Origin of the sequence: Corynebacterium sp. ACRPO (assembly GCF_022347205.1) — a bacterium.
Classification (GTDB): Bacteria; Actinomycetota; Actinomycetes; order Mycobacteriales; family Mycobacteriaceae; genus Corynebacterium.
This window is the reverse complement of the sequence record NZ_JAKRNE010000001.1, coordinates 330,541-348,593: the sequence shown is the minus strand read 5'-3', so window position 1 is coordinate 348,593 and position 18,053 is coordinate 330,541. Positions and strand designations below refer to the sequence as shown.

Sequence of the window (18,053 nt, the reverse complement as noted above, 5' to 3'; positions counted from 1 at the left end):
TCGCGGCCGGGCAAATTTAACTTCAGAGTTTTCTACCGGATCGATGTAATGAGACATTAGTGCTGGTTAGACCGGAACTATCTCATAAGACATGCGGAACGATGTCTCCGAACCAGACACCCCCTCGGGCACAACGGACCGGCGGTTACCACTAAGGTAGCCGCCGGATTTTTCTATTCAGTACTCCCACAAGGACTACGATCTCCCCCATGACCACATTTTTGAGTTGGGCGCGCAGCTTCGGCCAGTTCCTCATGTCGCTCGCCCAGTCCGCCTGGCGGTCAATTCTCCAGTGGTCAATGCGTCGTTGGGTAGCCGTCCTCGCCGCCATCGCCACCGGCGCGATACTCTTTTACTTCTTTGATTTGCCGAACGTGTCCCAGCTTCGCGTCGCCTCCACCCGCTATGGTGCGTGGTTTCCTCTCCTTTTTATCCTAGGTTATGTCATATTTACGCAGCTTCCATTTCCTCGGACGTTGTGGACGGTAGCCGCAGGAATACTTTTTGGCCCATGGAAGGGCCTCGCCCTCTCCTTGTGCGCCTTGACGGTGTCAGCGACCCTCTCGCTCCTCATCGTCCGCACGCTCCTCGGAGACTGGATCCGGCCGCACCTAACCCACCCAGCAGTGTTTAAAATCAATGCCCACTTAGAGCGGCGCGGCTGGCTGGCCATCGCTTCGCTGCGGATGGTGGCCGGCGTCCCCTTCAGCCTCCTGAATTATGTTGCCGCACTAACACCCGTGAAGCTTAGCCACTTCACCGTGGCCACTCTCCTCGGTTCCGTCCCAACTACTGCCCTCGGCGTCTTCTTCGGCGATGCCCTCACCGGCCACACCTCGCCCAGCATCATTGTTGCCATGGTAGCTTTTGCCGCCATCGGTATGGCCGGGCTGTATATGGATTCACGTCTACCCACTCGCCCATAAGTCAAGTACGAGCGGTAGACTAATTCGCAATTGGTTCCTTAAGGAGGATTTTCTGTGCTTGCTGTCCACGCTCGCTACCGGGGCCGCTCCGTGCGTCGCGCAGAGTTGGTCCAACGCTCCGCAACGGCTCTATCCACCCTCAACGGTGTGGGCGAGTTCCACGTGCTCGGCGTGGAAGATATTTGCGCCGTAGTTGATTCAGCAACTGCCGTGTGCGACGTGGTCATGGCCTTGCTTGCCGACGGCGACTGGGCCATCGGCATCGGCATTAGCCCCGGCAACCAAGAAGATGAGGAAGGCGCACGCCAGGTAGCAACCGCTGCATTGCGGAAGTCCGCCCGCATGGGGCAGGTCTACGCCAAACTCAATAAGCGCGGCCGCGCCTCGGAGGCGAGCGATATTGCGGCCACCTTTGCTCTGCTTGGATACGTTCTGCACAAACGCACCATCGAAGGGCGTGAAGCAACCTCACTCGTCCGTGCGGGGCTCAACCAGAATGAGGCCGCCGAAGAGCTAGGAATTTCCAAGCAAGCCATGTCGCAACGCCTCCAAGCGGCCGGCTGGAGCGCGGAAATGGCGGGGTGGCAGTTGGCCGTCAACCTCATTGAACGCGCCAACCTTGCCCACCCCTAGAGCAAATCAGATTTGCTCAACTCAGGTGTAGTAACGAAGTCCACGAGGCGCTCCACGGCACCGATTAGGCTGGAGTCTAGGTCGCGGAAAGAATGCACGGCGTTATAGACATGACGCCACCCATCCTTCGGGTCGCTCCACCCTACGCGGCGGCAAATACCGGTCTTCCAATCCTCGCCATAGGGAACATCTGGCCATTCGCGCAGGCCAACGCGCTGCGGCTTTACCGCCGCCCAGATATCGATGAAGGGGTGTCCAGTCACCAGGACATGCTCTCCCACGGTTTCCGTTAATCGGGTTTCTTTGGAGCCTTGAACCAAGTGATCGGCCAATACGCCAACCCTGCGGCCAGGCCCCGGCTGAAACTCTGCGAGGCGCGCCTCCAAGTTGTCCAAACCCTCGAGGTATTCGACTACCACGCCCTCCACACGCAGGTCGTGGCCCCACACTTTTTCTACAATGGCAGCATCATGCACGCCCTCCACCCAAATGCGCGATGGCGCGGCAACCTTTGCCTCCACGTTTTCTACGCGGCGGGAGCCGGAGTTGGACTTACGGGGAGCCTGCTTTTCGACGTACCGGGTAAGCGTTACTGGCTTGCCTTCCACTAGGAACCCGCCTTTGACCAAGTTAAAGACCCGTTCTACGCCGTGGCGATCCTCAAGGCGTACCACCTCACCGAAAACGGTTTTATCCACGCCCATAACAGCACCCACAAAGTCATCGCCGCGCACTTCCACTACCATTCCGGGCTCGGCTGGCACTTCTGGGTACTGGCGCGGCTTCGACCGTGAGTGGCCAGCAAAAATATCTCCGCCATAAGGATCAAAACTCATGGCCCGTTAGTCTATCTACTAGACTGGCTCGCCATGGATATGCGCGCCGAAGTATGGTCACCTTTACAAAATACCGCCGTCTGGCTTGGCTCGTGGCTATGGGGACATGAAACCACCGATGACTTGCTGGACGCGCTTACTACACTAGGCGGACGTCCAGAATGCTGGGACGAGTCCCCCTTCGTCGATCTGCTAGCCATTCTGCGCGCGGAGACCTCCGAGCTTACGTCTCATCGCGGTGTACGTGCTGAGCCTATTGTGCGCCTCGCACTGTCCGGGCCAGGCGAGCCGCCTGCATTGCCGGCAGGAACGGAGTCTTATCGCGCGGCCGCACAAAGTTCTGCCGGGGCAATCATAGTTCGTAGCAATGATCCCTTGCGTAACTTAGTCCTCATCCCCCACATTCGCCACAGCCATACAGCGTGGCAAGTGGTCGTCGAAAAGCAGCAGCTCCCCGCGCCCGCCTGGCTAAGCCCCGGTGAAGCCGACGCACTCCTCTCTCAAGCAACCAATGAGTCCGCCGATCTCATCGCCGCAAACGGGTATAGCACCGAGGCCTTGCCCAACCCACGCCTCACCGTGGGAACCCTGAGCGACTTTTATGACACGCCCGGACTTCCCCGTTCAACGCCAGCTCGAGCAGCCAAGCTCTTTGCCCGAGCCGATCGGGTAGCCGCGATCATCGAAACCGTCACTGACCGCATCAATGACCACAGCCTTGATCCACAATTGCTTCGCTTGTGGCGCCACATCCGCCAGGCCCGCATGACTGGCGTGTCTTATGCGCTTGGAGAATTTGCCCGTTAACGCGACCAGATATCGCAGCACCCCGCTGCACACGGAGCACCATTGACTGCGCACCCTTGCACCGTCACGCTCCCGCTGGTCTCCCACTCGCGGCCTTGCTCTAGTTCATCGATGAGATCAACGACCATCTCCGCAAACCGTGGAGTCGGACCCGCTGTCCGGGTGCGCAGGACTTTGACACCCATCTCTTCGGCCGCCTTCTGCAGCTCGGAATCGAGATCCCAGATAACCTCCATATGGTCTGAGATGAAGCCAATCGGACACACCACTACCGTGTCGATACCGTCGTTGTGGTGGATATCAGTGGTGTGATCAACAATGTCAGGCTCGAGCCACGGAGTGCGTGGATTGCCCGAACGTGACTGCCATACAAGGTCATAGTCAGAAATACCGGCTTGTGCGGCCACCAACCGCGACGCCTCTGACACCTGGCGGGAGTAAAGGTTTTTATCGCCTTCCGCGCCGCCCACATTATCGTGCGCGACGGGAACCGAATGGGCGCTAAACAGCAAGCGAGTGGATTCCTTCTTTTCTTCCGGAACCTGTCCCCAGACCTCTGTGACAGCGGCTGCCATTTCGGCCACGAACTTCGGATGATCGAAGAATTGGCGAATCTTAGTAAATTCAATGTCCGGCAAACCCTGCTCCGCCAGATGCTCGCGCATCTGCTGAATGTCCTCATCATATTGCCGGCATGCGGAGTACCCACCCCATGCAGAAGTAGCGAAGACAGCTACCTTTCGCACTCCGTCCTGAGACATCTTCTCCGCAGTCTCGCTGGCAAAGGGATGCCAATTTCGATTGCCAAAGTAGACTGGTAGATTATGTCCGCGTTTTTTCAGCTCCCCTTCGACATGATCGATGATTTCGCGGTTAAGTGCATTGAGCGGACTTACCCCTCCGAAGTGGTAATAATGCTCGCCCACCACTTCTAGCCGCTCGCGAGGGATACCTCGACCTCGAGTTACGTTCTCCAAAAAAGGAACGACCTCCTCGTTTCCTTCCGGGCCACCGAAAGAAAGAACGAGGAGGGCGTCGAAGTTTTGGGCATTCTGTTGTGCGTCAGTCATGCCCTAAACCATACCAACCAAAAGTTGGAGATTAGAGAAGGCGCACGACATCCGGAGTAGCGCCACCCCAGCGTACTGGGACTACTGAAACAGTCTGACCAGACTGTGGCGCTTCAATCATTTGGCCGTCGCCTAGGTAGATAGCTACGTGCTGGCTTCCACCAGCTCCGTAGAAGATAAGGTCACCGCGCTGTGCATTCGCGCGCGGAACCTTCTTGCCCTGCTGGTACTGTGCACCAGTGTAGTGAGGAAGGTCCAGGCCGACTGCCGCGTAGGCGTACTTGACTAGGCCCGAGCAATCGAAGCCAGACTGACCGAAGTCCCCGAAGGAATCAGCCACGCCACCATCGCGAAGCCCACCAGTAGGACCATTATTATCGCCGCCACCCCACACATAAGGGACGCCGACCTGAGACTCAGCGCGAGAAATTACGGCCTCAATCTGAGCGTCTCGGCCCGCGTCTGCACTCGTGGTGGTTTCCTCGGACTCAGTTACCTCATCCAACTCGGGAGCATCAACACTGGCGGCAGGTGCAGTGTTCGGACTGCCCAAACCAAGCAAGTCAGATGAACCTTGCATGAGGGTACGCACATCGTCCTCATCAACCGCCGCGGCAATATCATTCGCAAGTCCGAGCGCATCGTTCACAGAGGACCCAGTGCCGAAATCGACGTTCTGGAACGTCGGAGTAGCACCCTTGTTGAGGGCGTTTTCAAAGTCCGCCTCTGGAGCAGTCTTCTCCTGCTCAGCAACGGATGGTTCCTCCGGGTTCTCTGCAACGTCCGTGCCGCCCGTAACCTCAGGCGTTCCCTCCTTTACCACCTCATCAGTAAAGGTCTGAGACTTGTCTCCTGTAGTCAAGTCTTGAGGGTTGACAGAAAATGTATCGGTAGAATTCCCAGAATCAAGATTGGTTACTTGATTTGGGGCTGCCGGAAGAGAATCCTGCTGCGAGAACTGTACCCCGCTTGCCCCCTCCGCCTGGGCCGTAGCCTGCTGCTGGCGGGCAAAAGTGGCTTCCGCAAATCTTTGGGTAGCGTTCAGTCGCGCTTCATTCTGGGCCAGCTCTCGGCGCTCCTGCGCAACACGATTCTCGGCTTCTCGCTTTTCCTCGCCCGCCTGGCGCAGCTCATCTTCCAAGCTGGCAACATACTCTTCGTTAGCACCCGGCTCACCGTTCACTTGTTCCAATTGGGCTCGAATCTGAGCAATACGGTCTTCCGCGCCGGAAACATCTGCTTCCGCGCGACCTAGCTCTGCCCGGGACTCCTCTACAGCACCCTGCAGTGAATCCGCGTTGGCAACCGCACGGTCAATTGCTACGTGGTCTGAGTTTTGATCGTGGACCGTACCCGGGTTTGGCGTCGATACTTCATCGGCGCCCGCTGGGGCTACGGTGGAAAGCGTTGAAATAGCTGCGGTACCTGCTACTGCAGCAATGAAAGCGCGAACATGTCGAATGCGCGGAAGGCGAATGGTGGCCACTGAAATACTCCTAGTTTGGGCCCACGCTGCTCCTTTAGTGAGAGTCCATGAAGACTCCGGACATAGGTATGCCCGAGCTCCCCGCCTGCATATTTCGCACAAACACAGGCGTTATCGCATGTCTTATTGGGCGGCCTAGAGGTTCGCCTCGAGTAGATATCAATAGATACGCGAAGCTAACCCCTGGTGCCCGCAGAGACTAGAGCGGTAATTGTTGATGGACTGCCTACATTGGCTGAGACTTCACTCCGGGTGTGCTCTTTCGGTGGACCCTCAGCAGACTTAGGGCTTTCATGTTGGAACTAGAGAGAGTTAAGGACGATTGCTGCGCCGTTACTGGACGACTCAAACCGCTACTGTTTCCCCACAACAGCGATATACAGACAACTTGCACTCTGGCAAGAGAGCCTAAAGGTCTACTTGCGTGAGTCCGACAAGTCGGCCACAAATGGTCTACAACTATTCTCTATTCAAACAAATTCCCACGACTGCGAAATCCACTTCTATTCTTGCGCTGCGCGCGACATACGCTCCAGGATGCGTCTAACAACCCGCGATTCCGTATGCCCCGATCACGTCTTCGTTGCACTGAGCACCGTGAGAACTGCTCTACGGGTTCTGGCAGACCTCGCCGCGGCGCCGGACCGGAATCCAAAAGGTCTAGCCTTTTAGTACTACCGAGCCGTCGAGGGCAAGCAGCCACAAACCATGAACAGGCCGCACGAGGCTGACCCTTGTGGAGTGATTCGGCGTTCCCAGACCCTATCCCTATGGACCTCTTCGTGCGCACCTTCTGTGCCAACAGGCTTTCAGCCTTAGCCTTATAAAGGTTCGCACCAAAATTTCCACACGGTGGAGTTCTAATGAACGCGTCTCACCTCATAAACGGAAGGTGGGTTGATGTGTAATTTTTTCGAACATTGCAATCGCTCAAGTTCTTTGCCTGCGTCCCCAATCACTTTCGATTGGTCCCAGTTCATTGACTTCCAAGAACGGCCACTCGACGTTCTAACCTTCGCTCAAGGCGTGCTTCCCCACATACCCGTGCGAGTTCTCTCGTGACAGTCAAGGCTAAGCCCATGAACCCAGGAAGCAAGAAATGTCTCCTGAGTCGACAACCGAACCTTACGTCACGACACGCCCGTTTCGCACAATTTTCCCGCAATTCACGTGAGTCAAGTTAATTCACATGACTCAACATGTGCACCTAACCTGCAATGATTCTGTTACCATCCCGTTATTGTGACTTTAGTCACTGGCTAACCAGAGTTCCATACGCTCTACCGGCCCTCAGCTCGTCCACAACTAGGACAACAGAGCCACTCCCCCACCGGATGTCAACCCCTAAGAGTTTACTTTGACCACTCCCCCGCCCCATTTACGGTCCCCAATTAGGTACCAGGTTCAAGCTAAGCCCAGACCGAACTTCTACCTCCCCGATCCACAACCGGCCTTCTCGACACACCGTGAGTGAACGAAACTGCGCCATTCACATTCACCCGGAGTTCTTCGGTACCCATCTTCGGGCCGGTTGCCCGAATTTTTCACACATCGAAGGCCCGCAAAAATTTCACCCTGAGACGCGATACTTTTTCGAACAAACTTAATTTTAAAGGAGTATCTGTCGAGTTTTGGAAAGTGAAGTTCCGCAGTGCTCGCGCTACCCTATTTGCCCGACCGACCCAATCGGGAATTACATAGAGTCTTCTCAACCCCTAGACCCCGCGCCGGCTGGCCACCAGAAAAGAGCTGACCAAAACAATTATGGCGATTACGGCAACCGTCCCCACTACTGCGCCCACAGGGAGACTGATTTGGTCTAGCCCCCTGTAGTACTCAGACAGAAGGTCTACTTGGTTAACTCCAGGCACGATCTGCGCCTGCACCGACTCAATGCCGGCGCGGCTATAAGTGTCACTGACGGAAGAAACATGGCGGGGGGTTTGAACGATGACAGTGTTTAAACCTGTCGCATCCTGGAGCTCTTGGGCAATGTCGCGGACATCAGGTGCCCGATCAGCCATCACATCAACCACGGCCACCCCGTCACCGTCTCGCAAGCCTTGAGCTACCTCCGCGTTGAGCTGTGCATCTTGGCTGAGCGCTGGGGACGTATAGGCCACGCCGTCCTCTTTCAGCTGGCTTGCCAAATCAGCTACATCTACGCCCGCAGGAACCATGCGTATCTCTTCCTTATATATAGGGCTCCTAAACTTCTTCTCCCCAAAGATACGGACAGATCACAGCAACCCATTTCCTCAACTCGCCGATTTTCCTGAAAAGGTGAAAACAGAACGCTTGTACTGTTACAATGGCAGCGACCGAAGGTTTTAGCCTCTACAATATCTAGGTGAACCATCGCGTTCTTTGTCGCCTTCAACACAGCGGGCCCCATGGTCGCGTCGAGTCACACTCGTGACCGTTGACGCTGAGCACTGCCCCGCTGTGACGACAGGCGGCGAGTACCAAACAGAACACACTGTTTATTAACAAGGAATGGAGCTCCCTGTGACTGAAAGCTTGAACTCCTTCGAGGCCAAGAAGACCCTTGACGTCAACGGCAAGTCTTATGACTACTTTGACATCAACACCGTCTCCGGCTTGGAGAAGTTGCCTTACTCCCTCAAGGTGCTGGCAGAAAACCTGCTGCGTAACGAGGACGGCAAGAACGTAACCAAGGACCACATCAACGCCTTGGCGAACTGGGATCCGGAAGCAGAACCGGACACCGAAATCCAGTTCACCCCAGCACGCGTCCTCATGCAGGACTTTACCGGTGTTCCTTGCGTTGTTGACCTCGCTACCATGCGTGAGGCCGTCTCCGCACTGGGTGGCACCCCGGATCAGGTTAACCCTCTCAACCCGGCCGAAATGGTCATTGACCACTCCGTCATCGTTGAGGCTTTCGGCTCTACCGATGCGCTGGAAAAGAACGTTGAAATCGAGTACCAGCGCAACGAAGAGCGCTACCAGTTCCTTCGCTGGGGTGCTGAGAACTTCTCCAACTTCCGCGTAGTTCCTCCGGGAACCGGCATTGTCCACCAGGTAAATATCGAGTACCTGTCTCGCGTTGTATTCGACAACGAGGGCCTTGCTTACCCGGATACCTGTATCGGTACCGACTCCCACACCACCATGGAAAACGGCCTGGGCATTCTGGGCTGGGGCGTCGGCGGCATCGAAGCAGAGGCTGCCATGCTCGGCCAGCCGGTGTCCATGCTTATCCCGAAGGTTGTCGGCTTCAAGCTGACCGGTGAGATTCCTACCGGCGTTACTGCAACCGACGTCGTTCTTACCATCACCGAGATGCTGCGCGAGCACGGCGTTGTTCAGAAGTTCGTTGAGTTCTATGGCAACGGTGTTAAGTCTGTCCCGCTGGCAAACCGCGCCACCATCGGCAACATGTCCCCTGAGTTCGGTTCCACCGCTGCGATCTTCCCGATTGACGAGGAGACCACCAAGTACCTCGAGCTCACCGGCCGCCCGCAGGAGCAGATCGACCGCGTCGAGGCCTACGCCAAGGCGCAGGGAATGTGGCTGGAGGAGGACGCTCCAGAGGCAAAGTACTCCGAGTACCTCGAGCTGGACCTGTCCACCGTTGTTCCTTCCATTGCCGGCCCGAAGCGCCCGCAGGACCGCATCCTGCTGACCGAGGCCAAGGAGCAGTTCCGCAAGGATCTGGCTAACTACACCACCGACGAGGTTTGCGTTGACGAATCCTCTGTCGAGGCAAAGCGCATGTCCGCAGAAGGCGGCGCCCCAGCTATGGAGGACGTCACCGGCGGCTTGAACAAGGCTCGTGAGGGTCACGGCGAGTCCTCGGCTACTGGCGCGAAGGGCCGCCACTCCAACCCAATTACCGTGGAGTCCCAAAACGGTGGCGAGTTCACCTTGGACCACGGCATGGTTGCCATTGCCTCCATCACCTCCTGCACCAACACCTCTAACCCATCCGTCATGGTGGGCGCGGGCCTTATCGCCCGTAAGGCAGCAGAAAAGGGTCTGCAGTCCAAGCCATGGGTTAAGACCATCTGTGCTCCTGGCTCCCAGGTTGTTGATGGCTACTTCCAGCGTGCAGACCTGTGGAAGGACCTCGAAGCCATGGGCTTCTACCTCTCCGGCTTCGGCTGCACCACCTGCATTGGTAACTCCGGCCCACTGCCGGACGAGGTTTCTGCAGCCATCAACGAGAACGACCTCGCTGCCACCGCGGTACTTTCCGGTAACCGCAACTTCGAGGGCCGTATCTCCCCGGATGTCAAGATGAACTACTTGGCTTCTCCAATCATGGTCATCGCCTACGCCATTGCCGGCACCATGGACTTTGACTTTGATGCACAGCCGCTGGGCCAGGATAAGGAAGGCAACGATGTCTTCCTGAAGGACATTTGGCCATCCCCGCAGGAGATTGAGGACACCATCCAGTCCGCTATCTCCCGCGAGATGTACGAGGCTGACTACGCCGACGTCTTCAAGGGCGACGATGCTTGGCGCGCCCTGGACGTGCCGGAAGGCGAGACCTTCAAGTGGGATGAGGATTCCACCTACATCCGCAAGGCTCCTTACTTCGATGGCATGCCAACCGAGCCGAACCCGGTTGAAGACATCAAGGGCGCACGCGTGCTGGCAAAGCTGGGCGATTCCGTCACCACTGACCATATCTCCCCTGCTTCCGCTATTAAGCCGGGCACCCCGGCTGCGCAGTACCTCGATGAAAACGGCGTTGCCCGCCAGGACTACAATTCCCTGGGCTCCCGTCGCGGTAACCACGAGGTCATGATGCGCGGCACCTTCGCGAATATTCGCCTAGCTAACCAGCTGGTAGACGTCACCGGTGGCTACACCCGTGACTTCACCCAGGAAGGCGGCCCGCAGGCCTTCATCTTCGATGCTTGCCAGAACTATAAGGAAGCCGGCATCCCGCTCGTTGTCATTGCTGGCAAGGAGTACGGCACTGGTTCTTCCCGTGACTGGGCCGCTAAGGGCACCAACCTGCTTGGTGTGAAGGCTGTTATCACTGAGTCCTTCGAGCGTATCCACCGTTCCAACTTGATTGGCATGGGCGTTATCCCACTGCAGTTCCCGCAGGGCGAGTCCCACGAGTCCTTGGGCCTGGATGGTACGGAGACCTTCGACATCGAGGGCATCTCCGCCTTCAACGATGGCTCCATCCCGAAGACCGTCCACGTCACCGCTACCAAGGAGTCCGGCGAGGCCGTCGAATTTGATGCTGACGTTCGCATCGACACCCCGGGTGAGGCTGACTACTTCCGCCACGGCGGCATCTTGCAGTACGTCCTGCGTCAGATGGTCAAGAACTAAGCGTCTTCGCGCAGTCCTTTAGCCCACCCGAGGGGAGCTAAAGGACTAAGTTCTGTCGACAACGCGGGGTTGCACCGCCCTCCCCAGGAAGGGCAATGCGGCCCCGCGTTTCGTCACGTCGATTTTATTTCTTATTTAAAATTACTGATTAAAGATTCTTTAGACATCCCCCATTAAGGAGAGTTCCCTACTATGCCCATCGTGAGCGAATCTGAACTTAGCCGCCGCCGGCACGACATTCTCGTAGGTGCCCGCCGCTGCTTTGCAGAGCACGGGTACGAGGGAGCGACTGTTCGGCTTTTGGAGCAAGCGACGGGTAAGTCACGTGGCGCAATTTTTCACCACTTCGGTGACAAAGAGTCGCTATTCCTAGCCTTGGCGCAAGAAGATGCCGCTCGGCAGGCCGAAGTCGTGGCTCAAAATGGCTTGGTAGAAGTCATGCGGGAAATGCTCCAACATCCCGAGCGCCACGATTGGCTAGCCACTCGCTTGGAAATCACCTCCCTGCTACGCACTGACCCCTCGTTCGCCGCTCGGTGGAAAGAAAATCAATCGGTTCGTGATGAAGCCGTTCGCGCACGATTGGCATCTAATGCGGATAAGGGTCGCCTACGAGATGATGTAGGAATCGATACCTTAGCCATCTATCTTGAGGTGTTCATGGACGGATTCATTAACCGGCTTGCCTTGGGCGATACCGCGGAGTTGGAAAATGTTCTTGACTTAGTAGAGCAATCCATCCGCGGTGTTCAGGCGAGCCCACAGTAACCCCATACACCTACTTCTGCTCCCAGCTGCTTCTAAACTGATGTTGGAAGTAGCCGGGAGCAGTATTGTATGCGCCTAATGTTGCGGCACCGGCACTGTCTTTTCCGCCACTTGGGCATAAGTTCCTATTTCTGCCACAAACTTAGGATCGTGGCAGGTAACCACGAGGGCGCTGCCGGACTGCAGTGCATGGTGGATCAATTGGTGCATGAGCCAGCGGTCGGCAGCGGAAAGCAAGGTGTCTGGCTCGTCGAGCAGGACCACCTGTCGGTGCTGCCCGATCACGTGGGCAATTTGCGCAAGTCTCAGACGAGACGATGAAAGATCGAGAGGATGGTCTGCGGGGTTTAGTCCCAGCAGGTTGCGCAAGGTGTCATTGGGGACGAATTCCTCCACCGTTGCAAACACTGCCTGATCAAACGGCGATTGCAGGGCAAGAGCGGGTGGATTCGAGACAACTCCGGCACCATCGAGTCCAGCAGCAGCGCGCAGGAGCGTGGTCTTGCCACTGCCATTATTGCCTCGCAGCCACGTAACCGCAGATTCCGTGATAGGGATTTCTACCGGTCCGACGCTGAAGGACGTGCCGGTGGGCTGAGAAAAATGCCACCATTTCTTCTTTACTGCACCCCTGTGTGCCGTTAGCGGACCGATACTCCCTGTCCGGGAGCTTGCAGAAACCCGCGGTAAGTCGAGGTCCGCTACGAGTGGGTCTGTTCCGATGATGTCGCCACCCAAGTCTGGCCAGGAGGAGCTAGAAACGGAAATCACGCAAGTCCCCGGCATTGCCTGCAAGAGGCGAACTACTTGCGTGCGTGAGTTAGCGTCTAGCCCGGCTGCAGGCTCGCACACAATCATGACTTTTGGCTCGCGAATGGCAACACAGGCTGCCGCCAACCTGCGCGTTTGGCCACCAGATAGCTGGGTTGGGTCATGTTCGCAGTAGTCAGACAGTCCTACAGCGCGAAGCATTCGCTCCCCGCGCCGCTGCATTTCAGGGGCAGGCACGCCGGCATTTTCGAGGCCTAAAACTACTTCTTCGATGCAGGTTTCCCGCAGGAAGCTAATCTGTGCTGAGGCATCCGTGCCGATGATGGCTTCGGTAGATAGGTACTCCGCTAGTTCCACGGCAACGTCTTCGGCGGCTGTGTCAGGTTCGACGAGTACTTGATAAATGGCCCCTGGGGTGGGCTTAATGCGGGCTAAATCCATGTAGCAATCACCACCGCAAAGCTAACTAATGGAATGACCAAGCGTACGACGCGAGAGGCCATGGAATCGGCAACAGGACGCAGGAGGGTGCGTTGACCCTCTTGGTCGAATCCGACGGCGGCTAGGGCCTGGCCACGTTGGGTTCCTTGGGTAAGGAGGCGAGCGATAACGGGAATAATGACGCGCGAAATGGTGTTGCGCCAGGTCACGGTGATGCCGGCGAGCTGGTTGGCCTCACGGACGCAGCGCCAAGCGTGCGCACCTTGGGGCAGGGTTTGCAGGGAGGCTCCAACGATATATGCGACCTTGTGGCCAGCGCGCGAAACTTGCAGCCATTTGGCGATATCAGCAATGCGCAGCGCTGCCATGGCCGCGATGAAGCAGGCCATGAGGGCGCAGAATCGGAGGGTGAGGGTGGCGGCGAGCACCAGGCCGTCGCTTGTTACCAGCGGCAGCACTGGGTCATCACCGTAGGGGGCGTGAATGACCAGCATGGAAAGGGCCGCCGGGGCGCTTAGCGCCACAGTTGTCAAAATCACGGAAGCGTTGCGGGTAGCGGCAGTACCGCAGGCTAGGGCGAGAAGCACTACGCTTGCCGACGCCACCGGGGTATCCAGCGCCAAAGTAAGGATCCAGCCGCAGGCCGCGATGGTGACAACGGTCGCGGGATGAAGGCCCTGCATTAACGTGGCTGGAGGGATTCTCGGGTGCGCTGTGGCAGTGCCTTTACCGCTGCCCAGACAATGAGGAAGACCAGTGCCTTATCCAGGGGATCCGAAATAAAGGACTGGAGCGTAACCGAGGCGATGAGGGAATTGCCCAGTTCTCGGAAGAGCGAAACAACCGCGCCCGTACCAAGACCTGCGGTACCGCCATAAACAAAGGCAGCCACTGGTGCGGCGAGCATACCAGAAATGATGCCGATGACGGCGCCGCTGAGAATAACCCACCAGACCTTGGTGAAAGCGCCCTTCTTGATTACCAGTCCGGAGAGGAACCCCGTGGCGGCGGACACGGCGGCGAAGGGCAGGGCGGCAGGGTTCAACAGCCCCCATACGACGGAGGACAATGTACCGGTAGCCAATCCGGCAATGGGTCCCGCAAGCGCGGCTACCAGGATTGTTCCCACGGAGTCGATATACAGCGGAACGCCGATAGAACCGATGATTTCGCCAACAACAATATTGAGCACTAGCGCTACCGGGATGATGGCGATGGTTCGTGCCGGTAGCGCCGGAACGGTGCCGGCTAGAAGAAGCGCGGCGCCAACGAGGTAGCCGGCGAGGGTAATGAGCGCCTCTGTCGAGCCGGCGACAGATTCCCAATCAGTAGGACGCAGGAGAACCAGATAAATCCAGGTTGCGGCGACGATGAGTGCACCCGCGATGACCATGGCTTTGCGGGCGGGGGTGAGAGAAAGCTGTGACACAGTAAAAGTCCAAATCCATATACCGAAAAATGGGCAAAATAAACGACGACCGCGGATGGTGCTGTTTTTCCTATGTCACCTCGGAAAGCGAGCTCGCACGGCACGTGCGCCGCGGATAATAGTAGAGGTTCTGCGTGTCAAAAGCCACTAATGCGAAGCCAATAGCGTCAATCCCCGCACGCATTCGTGGTGTGCGGCCGCTATGTCTGCGCTTGTTACCAGCCGCGCGTTGAGGGCGCGGCCCCAATGGTTGCGCAAATCCGCAACGCTCGTGCCCCGCAGCAGTGACGATTCCGCCTCGACGTCCATGGTGGTTTCTACCGCGCCGAAATTGATGCGCCCGAGAGCAATCATGCAGGTCAAGAGGTCGTGGATTTGAGCTTGATATCCCTCCCCTTGTGCCTGGTGGAATTCAAAATAAAAACGCAACACGTCCGGCAGGATTTGTGCCGTGGGGTGCTCCCCCAACAATTCAAGGACCTCGTCTAGGCGCTGCGAGGTGATGAGAAACTGTTCCGTTACTTCGAGGGAACACAGCGTGGTGAGAACGCGTGGGGCGGTTGAATGAAAATGTTGGGCGGCGGCGTGTGGATCCACCCAAAAGTTCCACTCGGCAGTTGGCGTGGTGTTTCCGCGGTAATTGACCGCGCCGCCCATGATGGTGATGGCGCCGAAGCGCGCGGCAGCTTCGCTATGGGTTGCTTCGAATGCAGCAAGGTTGGTGACCGGTCCAGTAACGATCAGCTGCAGATCGTCGTGGGTGGCTAATGCTTCTTCCCATACCTGCTGCCAATCGCGCTGTTGCAGCTTGGCGGCGGCAGCGGGGGCATGTGCGTAGCCCAGTCCTGTCGGGCCATGGGTCTCAGGGGTGGTGGTGAGATCCACCTTGAGCGGTAGGGGTAGGCCGGGGGCTGCGGGAACGTCGGCAAGCGAGCACAGGTCCAGAATCCAGCGGGCATTAGCCGCGGTCTGGTGGACCTCGACGTTGCCGGCCGTGGTGGTAACCCCCACCAGCTCAATCTCACCGGCATGATGCAGACCCGCCAAGTACATGAGGGCGAGGCAATCATCGATGCCGGGATCGCAATCAATGAGTACAGCTGGTGGCTTAGTAGTCATAATGCCAGCCAGTCTAGCGACTTACTTGATAGAGCTCACCGGATTGTCGCCATCAACGAAGGCAAGCGGGGAATCCGGCAGGTTGTCGCGGCCAAGGGCCTCGACGATGACGTCCGCAACCAGCTCGCGGGAAGAAGTCAGAGACTCCTTCAGCTTCTTTTCCTCAATCTGCTCAATGCCCTTGGCTGGTTCCTCGGTCAGCATCGCTGGCTTGAGGATGAGGTGCGGGTAGCTGGCCTGTACAAGGCGGTTGTCTACTTCCTTCTTCGACTCCACATAGGCATACCACTTCTCATCGGCAGGATCCGTGGTTGCTACCTGGGAGCCGGCATAAGAGATCATCACATAGGCAGGCACATTCTTGCCCTCCTGCTGCAACTTGTCCATGGCGTCGAGGGTAGCGAGGGCACCATCGCGGTCAACGGCCCAGGTGAGGTCTGCCCCACCTCGGCCGCCATTGCCGGCGCCCCAGACTACAGCGTCATAAGCGGCGAAAAGATCTGCCCACTGATCCACGGTTTGTTCAGTAATATCCGCCATAACCGGGGTCGCGCCGAGCTTTTCAATCTCGGACTTCTGCTCTGGATTGCGGATGAGGGAGTCGACCTCGTGGCCGGCGTCAACCAGCTTAGGGGCGGTCAGCAGTCCGACCTTGCCGTGTCCACCGATGTACAGAATCTTCTTCTTATCAGTCATGCCTCCCCACCGTAACAACGGCGCGGCCGGCGTGCAGACGCCCTCACCTATCTGGCACGCACAAACCACCGCGGCGTGCCCGGCAAGCAGATAGACTTGTCTGCATGTATGCCATTATGACCGTCACCGGCGCCGATAGCACCGGCATCATCGCCGCGGTGACCACTACCCTTGCAGAACTCGATATCAACGTCATCGACGTCTCCCAGACGCTCATGGGCGGATACTTCACCATGATCCTGCGCGTCGAATTCGATGCGGACAAGGTCTCCATCCAGACCATCAAGGAGCGCATGCGCCCCGTGGCGGAGGAAAAGCACCAGTCCATCCGCATTCAGTCCGAAGACCTCTTCACCGCCATGAACGAGATTTAGAATGAGTACGCGTTTTAATACCACCAATATCTTGGACACCATCGAGATGATTGAGAACTATCGTCTCGATATCCGCACCGTGACCATGGGCATCTCCCTCCTCGGATGCACCCGCTCCACCATGGAGGCTACCTGCCAGGCCATCTATGACCGCGTCACCCAGCAGGCAGGGCGCCTCGTCGAGGTGTGCGAAGGCATCGAGGGCGAGCTCGGTATCCCCATCGTCAATAAGCGCATCTCCGTAACCCCCATCTCGTTGGTGGTGGCCGGCGTAGAGGGAAACCCCGTTGATGCATCGAAGGCGCTGGATAAGGCAGCCAAGGAGGTTGGCGTCAACTTCGTGGGCGGCTATTCCGCCCTAGTAGAAAAGGGCGCCACGACCGCGGAGCAAAAACTCATCAGCTCCATTCCGGAGGCGCTGGCTACTACCGACGTCGTCTGTTCCTCCGTGAATATCGCCAGCTCCCGCGCCGGCATCAACATGGATGCAGCCAAGAAGATGGGCGAGGTTATCAAGGAAGCGGCCGAGCTAACTAAGGATGATTCCGCCATAGCGTGCGCCAAGCTCGTGGTCTTTGCTAACTCCGTGGGAGATAATCCCTTTATGGCCGGTGCCTTCCACGGCATTGAGGAACCCGATTGTGTGGTCTCCGTGGGCGTTTCTGGCCCGGGTGTGGTCGACCGTGCCTTGGGCTCGCTCGAGGGGGCCAGCTTAGACCAGGTTGCAGAAGAGGTGAAGAAGGCTGCTTTCAAGATCACACGCGCCGGGCAGCTGGTGGGCACCATGGCCTCGGAGCGCCTGGGCGTTCCTTTCGGCATCATCGACCTTTCGCTTGCCCCCACCGCCGAATTGGGCGATTCGGTTGCGCACATCTTGGAGCACATGGGCTTAGACCAGGTGGGCACCCACGGCACCACTGCAGCCTTGGCTCTGCTTAACGACGCCGTAAAGAAGGGCGGCATGATGGCTTGTTCCCGCGTGGGCGGGTTGTCTGGTTCCTTCATCCCGGTTTCCGAGGACAAAGGCATGATCGACGCGGTCAAGTCCGGCTCCATTTCCATGGACAAGCTGGAGGCCATGACCGCTATTTGCTCGGTTGGCTTCGACATGATTGCCCTGCCGGGCGATACCTCGGCCGCGACGATCTCGGGCATGATCGCTGATGAGGCCGCCATTGGCGTGATGAACCATAAAACCACCGCAGTACGCGTCATTCCGGTACCTGGCGCCCAGGTAGGAGACGAGGTCAGCTTCGGAGGACTTCTTGGCTACGCCCCAGTCATCCCGGTCAATCAGGTGGGCAATGCGCAGTTCATTAACCGCGGCGGCTTCATCCCCGCGCCGGTGCATGGATTCCGCAACTAGCGCCAGCAA

General features: G+C 57.7%; 16 protein-coding genes. 7 read left to right on the top strand and 9 right to left on the bottom strand.

Annotated features, from left to right (window positions below):
• Positions 1-209 precede the first annotated feature (209 nt).
• Positions 210-926 (top strand): TVP38/TMEM64 family protein, encoded by a 717-nt coding sequence (locus MHY22_RS01645; protein WP_239277745.1) that lies wholly within the window; start codon positions 210-212, stop codon positions 924-926.
• A 54-nt stretch (positions 927-980) separates the two neighbouring features.
• Positions 981-1,559: a MarR family transcriptional regulator gene (locus MHY22_RS01640; protein ID WP_198493063.1), complete on the top strand. Its 579-nt coding sequence runs from the start codon at positions 981-983 to the stop codon at positions 1,557-1,559.
• On the opposite strand, the gene MHY22_RS01635 is transcribed toward MHY22_RS01640, so the two are convergent.
• On the bottom strand, positions 1,556-2,395 hold the full coding sequence (locus MHY22_RS01635; protein WP_200435636.1) for a DUF3097 domain-containing protein: 840 nt from the start codon (positions 2,393-2,395) through the stop codon (positions 1,556-1,558). The two genes, MHY22_RS01640 and MHY22_RS01635, sit on opposite strands and share 4 nt — an antisense overlap.
• Positions 2,396-2,428: 33 nt before the next feature.
• On the opposite strand from MHY22_RS01635, the gene MHY22_RS01630 reads away from it, so the two are divergent.
• Positions 2,429-3,202: a hypothetical protein gene (locus tag MHY22_RS01630; RefSeq protein ID WP_239277743.1), complete on the top strand. Its 774-nt coding sequence runs from the start codon at positions 2,429-2,431 to the stop codon at positions 3,200-3,202.
• Here MHY22_RS01630 and MHY22_RS01625 read toward each other — a convergent pair.
• The 3 genes from MHY22_RS01625 to MHY22_RS01615 all read right to left on the bottom strand — a co-directional run bounded on the left by MHY22_RS01625 (position 3,199) and on the right by MHY22_RS01615 (position 7,938).
• Entirely contained in the window at positions 3,199-4,272 is a 1,074-nt protein-coding gene (locus MHY22_RS01625; RefSeq protein WP_239277742.1) for a ferrochelatase, read from the bottom strand. The two genes, MHY22_RS01630 and MHY22_RS01625, sit on opposite strands and share 4 nt — an antisense overlap.
• 31 nt (positions 4,273-4,303) lie before the next feature.
• A complete protein-coding gene (locus MHY22_RS11590; RefSeq protein WP_239277739.1) occupies positions 4,304-5,758 on the bottom strand; it encodes an NlpC/P60 family protein in 1,455 nt (484 codons plus the stop codon).
• 1,715 nt (positions 5,759-7,473) lie between these two features.
• Positions 7,474-7,938 carry a DUF6676 family protein gene (locus MHY22_RS01615; RefSeq protein WP_239277738.1) on the bottom strand — a complete coding sequence of 155 codons (465 nt, stop codon included), beginning with the start codon at positions 7,936-7,938 and terminating at the stop codon, positions 7,474-7,476.
• Positions 7,939-8,266: 328 nt separating this feature from the next.
• Here MHY22_RS01615 and acnA point away from each other — a divergent pair, with 328 nt between their 5' ends.
• Both acnA and MHY22_RS01605 read left to right on the top strand, forming a co-directional pair.
• Positions 8,267-11,080: an aconitate hydratase AcnA gene (gene acnA, locus MHY22_RS01610; RefSeq protein ID WP_239277736.1), complete on the top strand. Its 2,814-nt coding sequence runs from the start codon at positions 8,267-8,269 to the stop codon at positions 11,078-11,080.
• Positions 11,081-11,272: 192 nt separating this feature from the next.
• Positions 11,273-11,848 (top strand): TetR/AcrR family transcriptional regulator, encoded by a 576-nt coding sequence (locus tag MHY22_RS01605; protein ID WP_239277734.1) that lies wholly within the window; start codon positions 11,273-11,275, stop codon positions 11,846-11,848.
• A gap of 75 nt (positions 11,849-11,923) precedes the next feature.
• On the opposite strand, the gene MHY22_RS01600 is transcribed toward MHY22_RS01605, so the two are convergent.
• The 5 genes from MHY22_RS01600 to MHY22_RS01580 all read right to left on the bottom strand — a co-directional run bounded on the left by MHY22_RS01600 (position 11,924) and on the right by MHY22_RS01580 (position 16,304).
• Positions 11,924-13,060, bottom strand: a complete 1,137-nt coding sequence (locus MHY22_RS01600) for an ATP-binding cassette domain-containing protein (RefSeq protein WP_239277733.1) — start codon at positions 13,058-13,060, stop codon at positions 11,924-11,926.
• On the bottom strand, positions 13,051-13,743 hold the full coding sequence (locus tag MHY22_RS01595; RefSeq protein ID WP_239277731.1) for an energy-coupling factor transporter transmembrane protein EcfT: 693 nt from the start codon (positions 13,741-13,743) through the stop codon (positions 13,051-13,053). Before MHY22_RS01595 ends, MHY22_RS01600 begins: the two co-directional genes overlap by 10 nt.
• Complete coding sequence (locus MHY22_RS01590) at positions 13,743-14,453, bottom strand: ECF transporter S component (RefSeq protein WP_239273272.1); 711 nt, start codon at positions 14,451-14,453, stop codon at positions 13,743-13,745. The genes MHY22_RS01595 and MHY22_RS01590 overlap by 1 nt, the downstream gene beginning before the upstream one ends.
• Positions 14,454-14,636: 183 nt before the next feature.
• Complete coding sequence (locus tag MHY22_RS01585) at positions 14,637-15,608, bottom strand: nucleoside hydrolase (protein ID WP_239277729.1); 972 nt, start codon at positions 15,606-15,608, stop codon at positions 14,637-14,639.
• Between the two features lie 21 nt (positions 15,609-15,629).
• Complete coding sequence (locus MHY22_RS01580) at positions 15,630-16,304, bottom strand: NAD(P)H-binding protein (protein ID WP_239277727.1); 675 nt, start codon at positions 16,302-16,304, stop codon at positions 15,630-15,632.
• Positions 16,305-16,408: 104 nt separating this feature from the next.
• On the opposite strand from MHY22_RS01580, the gene MHY22_RS01575 reads away from it, so the two are divergent.
• Positions 16,409-16,678 (top strand): ACT domain-containing protein, encoded by a 270-nt coding sequence (locus MHY22_RS01575; RefSeq protein ID WP_179386521.1) that lies wholly within the window; start codon positions 16,409-16,411, stop codon positions 16,676-16,678.
• A gap of 1 nt (position 16,679) precedes the next feature.
• A complete protein-coding gene (locus MHY22_RS01570) occupies positions 16,680-18,044 on the top strand; it encodes a PFL family protein (RefSeq protein WP_239277726.1) in 1,365 nt (454 codons plus the stop codon).
• The last annotated feature ends 9 nt before the right edge of the window (positions 18,045-18,053 follow it).

What these genes read in the sequence shown, in the direction of transcription:
- MHY22_RS01625 (WP_239277742.1), bottom strand. Translation starts at nt 4,272, where the DNA reads ATGACTGACGCACAACAGAATGCCCAAAACTTCGACGCCCTCCTCGTT.
- MHY22_RS01600 (WP_239277733.1), bottom strand. Translation starts at nt 13,060, where the DNA reads ATGGATTTAGCCCGCATTAAGCCCACCCCAGGGGCCATTTATCAAGTA.
- MHY22_RS01630 (WP_239277743.1), top strand. Translation starts at nt 2,429, where the DNA reads ATGGATATGCGCGCCGAAGTATGGTCACCTTTACAAAATACCGCCGTC.
- MHY22_RS01585 (WP_239277729.1), bottom strand. Translation starts at nt 15,608, where the DNA reads ATGACTACTAAGCCACCAGCTGTACTCATTGATTGCGATCCCGGCATC.
- MHY22_RS01590 (WP_239273272.1), bottom strand. Translation starts at nt 14,453, where the DNA reads ATGGTCATCGCGGGTGCACTCATCGTCGCCGCAACCTGGATTTATCTG.
- MHY22_RS01570 (WP_239277726.1), top strand. Translation starts at nt 16,680, where the DNA reads ATGAGTACGCGTTTTAATACCACCAATATCTTGGACACCATCGAGATG.
- MHY22_RS01595 (WP_239277731.1), bottom strand. Translation starts at nt 13,743, where the DNA reads ATGCAGGGCCTTCATCCCGCGACCGTTGTCACCATCGCGGCCTGCGGC.
- MHY22_RS01635 (WP_200435636.1), bottom strand. Translation starts at nt 2,395, where the DNA reads ATGAGTTTTGATCCTTATGGCGGAGATATTTTTGCTGGCCACTCACGG.
- MHY22_RS01615 (WP_239277738.1), bottom strand. Translation starts at nt 7,938, where the DNA reads ATGGTTCCTGCGGGCGTAGATGTAGCTGATTTGGCAAGCCAGCTGAAA.
- MHY22_RS01645 (WP_239277745.1), top strand. Translation starts at nt 210, where the DNA reads ATGACCACATTTTTGAGTTGGGCGCGCAGCTTCGGCCAGTTCCTCATG.
- MHY22_RS01575 (WP_179386521.1), top strand. Translation starts at nt 16,409, where the DNA reads ATGTATGCCATTATGACCGTCACCGGCGCCGATAGCACCGGCATCATC.
- MHY22_RS01580 (WP_239277727.1), bottom strand. Translation starts at nt 16,304, where the DNA reads ATGACTGATAAGAAGAAGATTCTGTACATCGGTGGACACGGCAAGGTC.
- MHY22_RS01605 (WP_239277734.1), top strand. Translation starts at nt 11,273, where the DNA reads ATGCCCATCGTGAGCGAATCTGAACTTAGCCGCCGCCGGCACGACATT.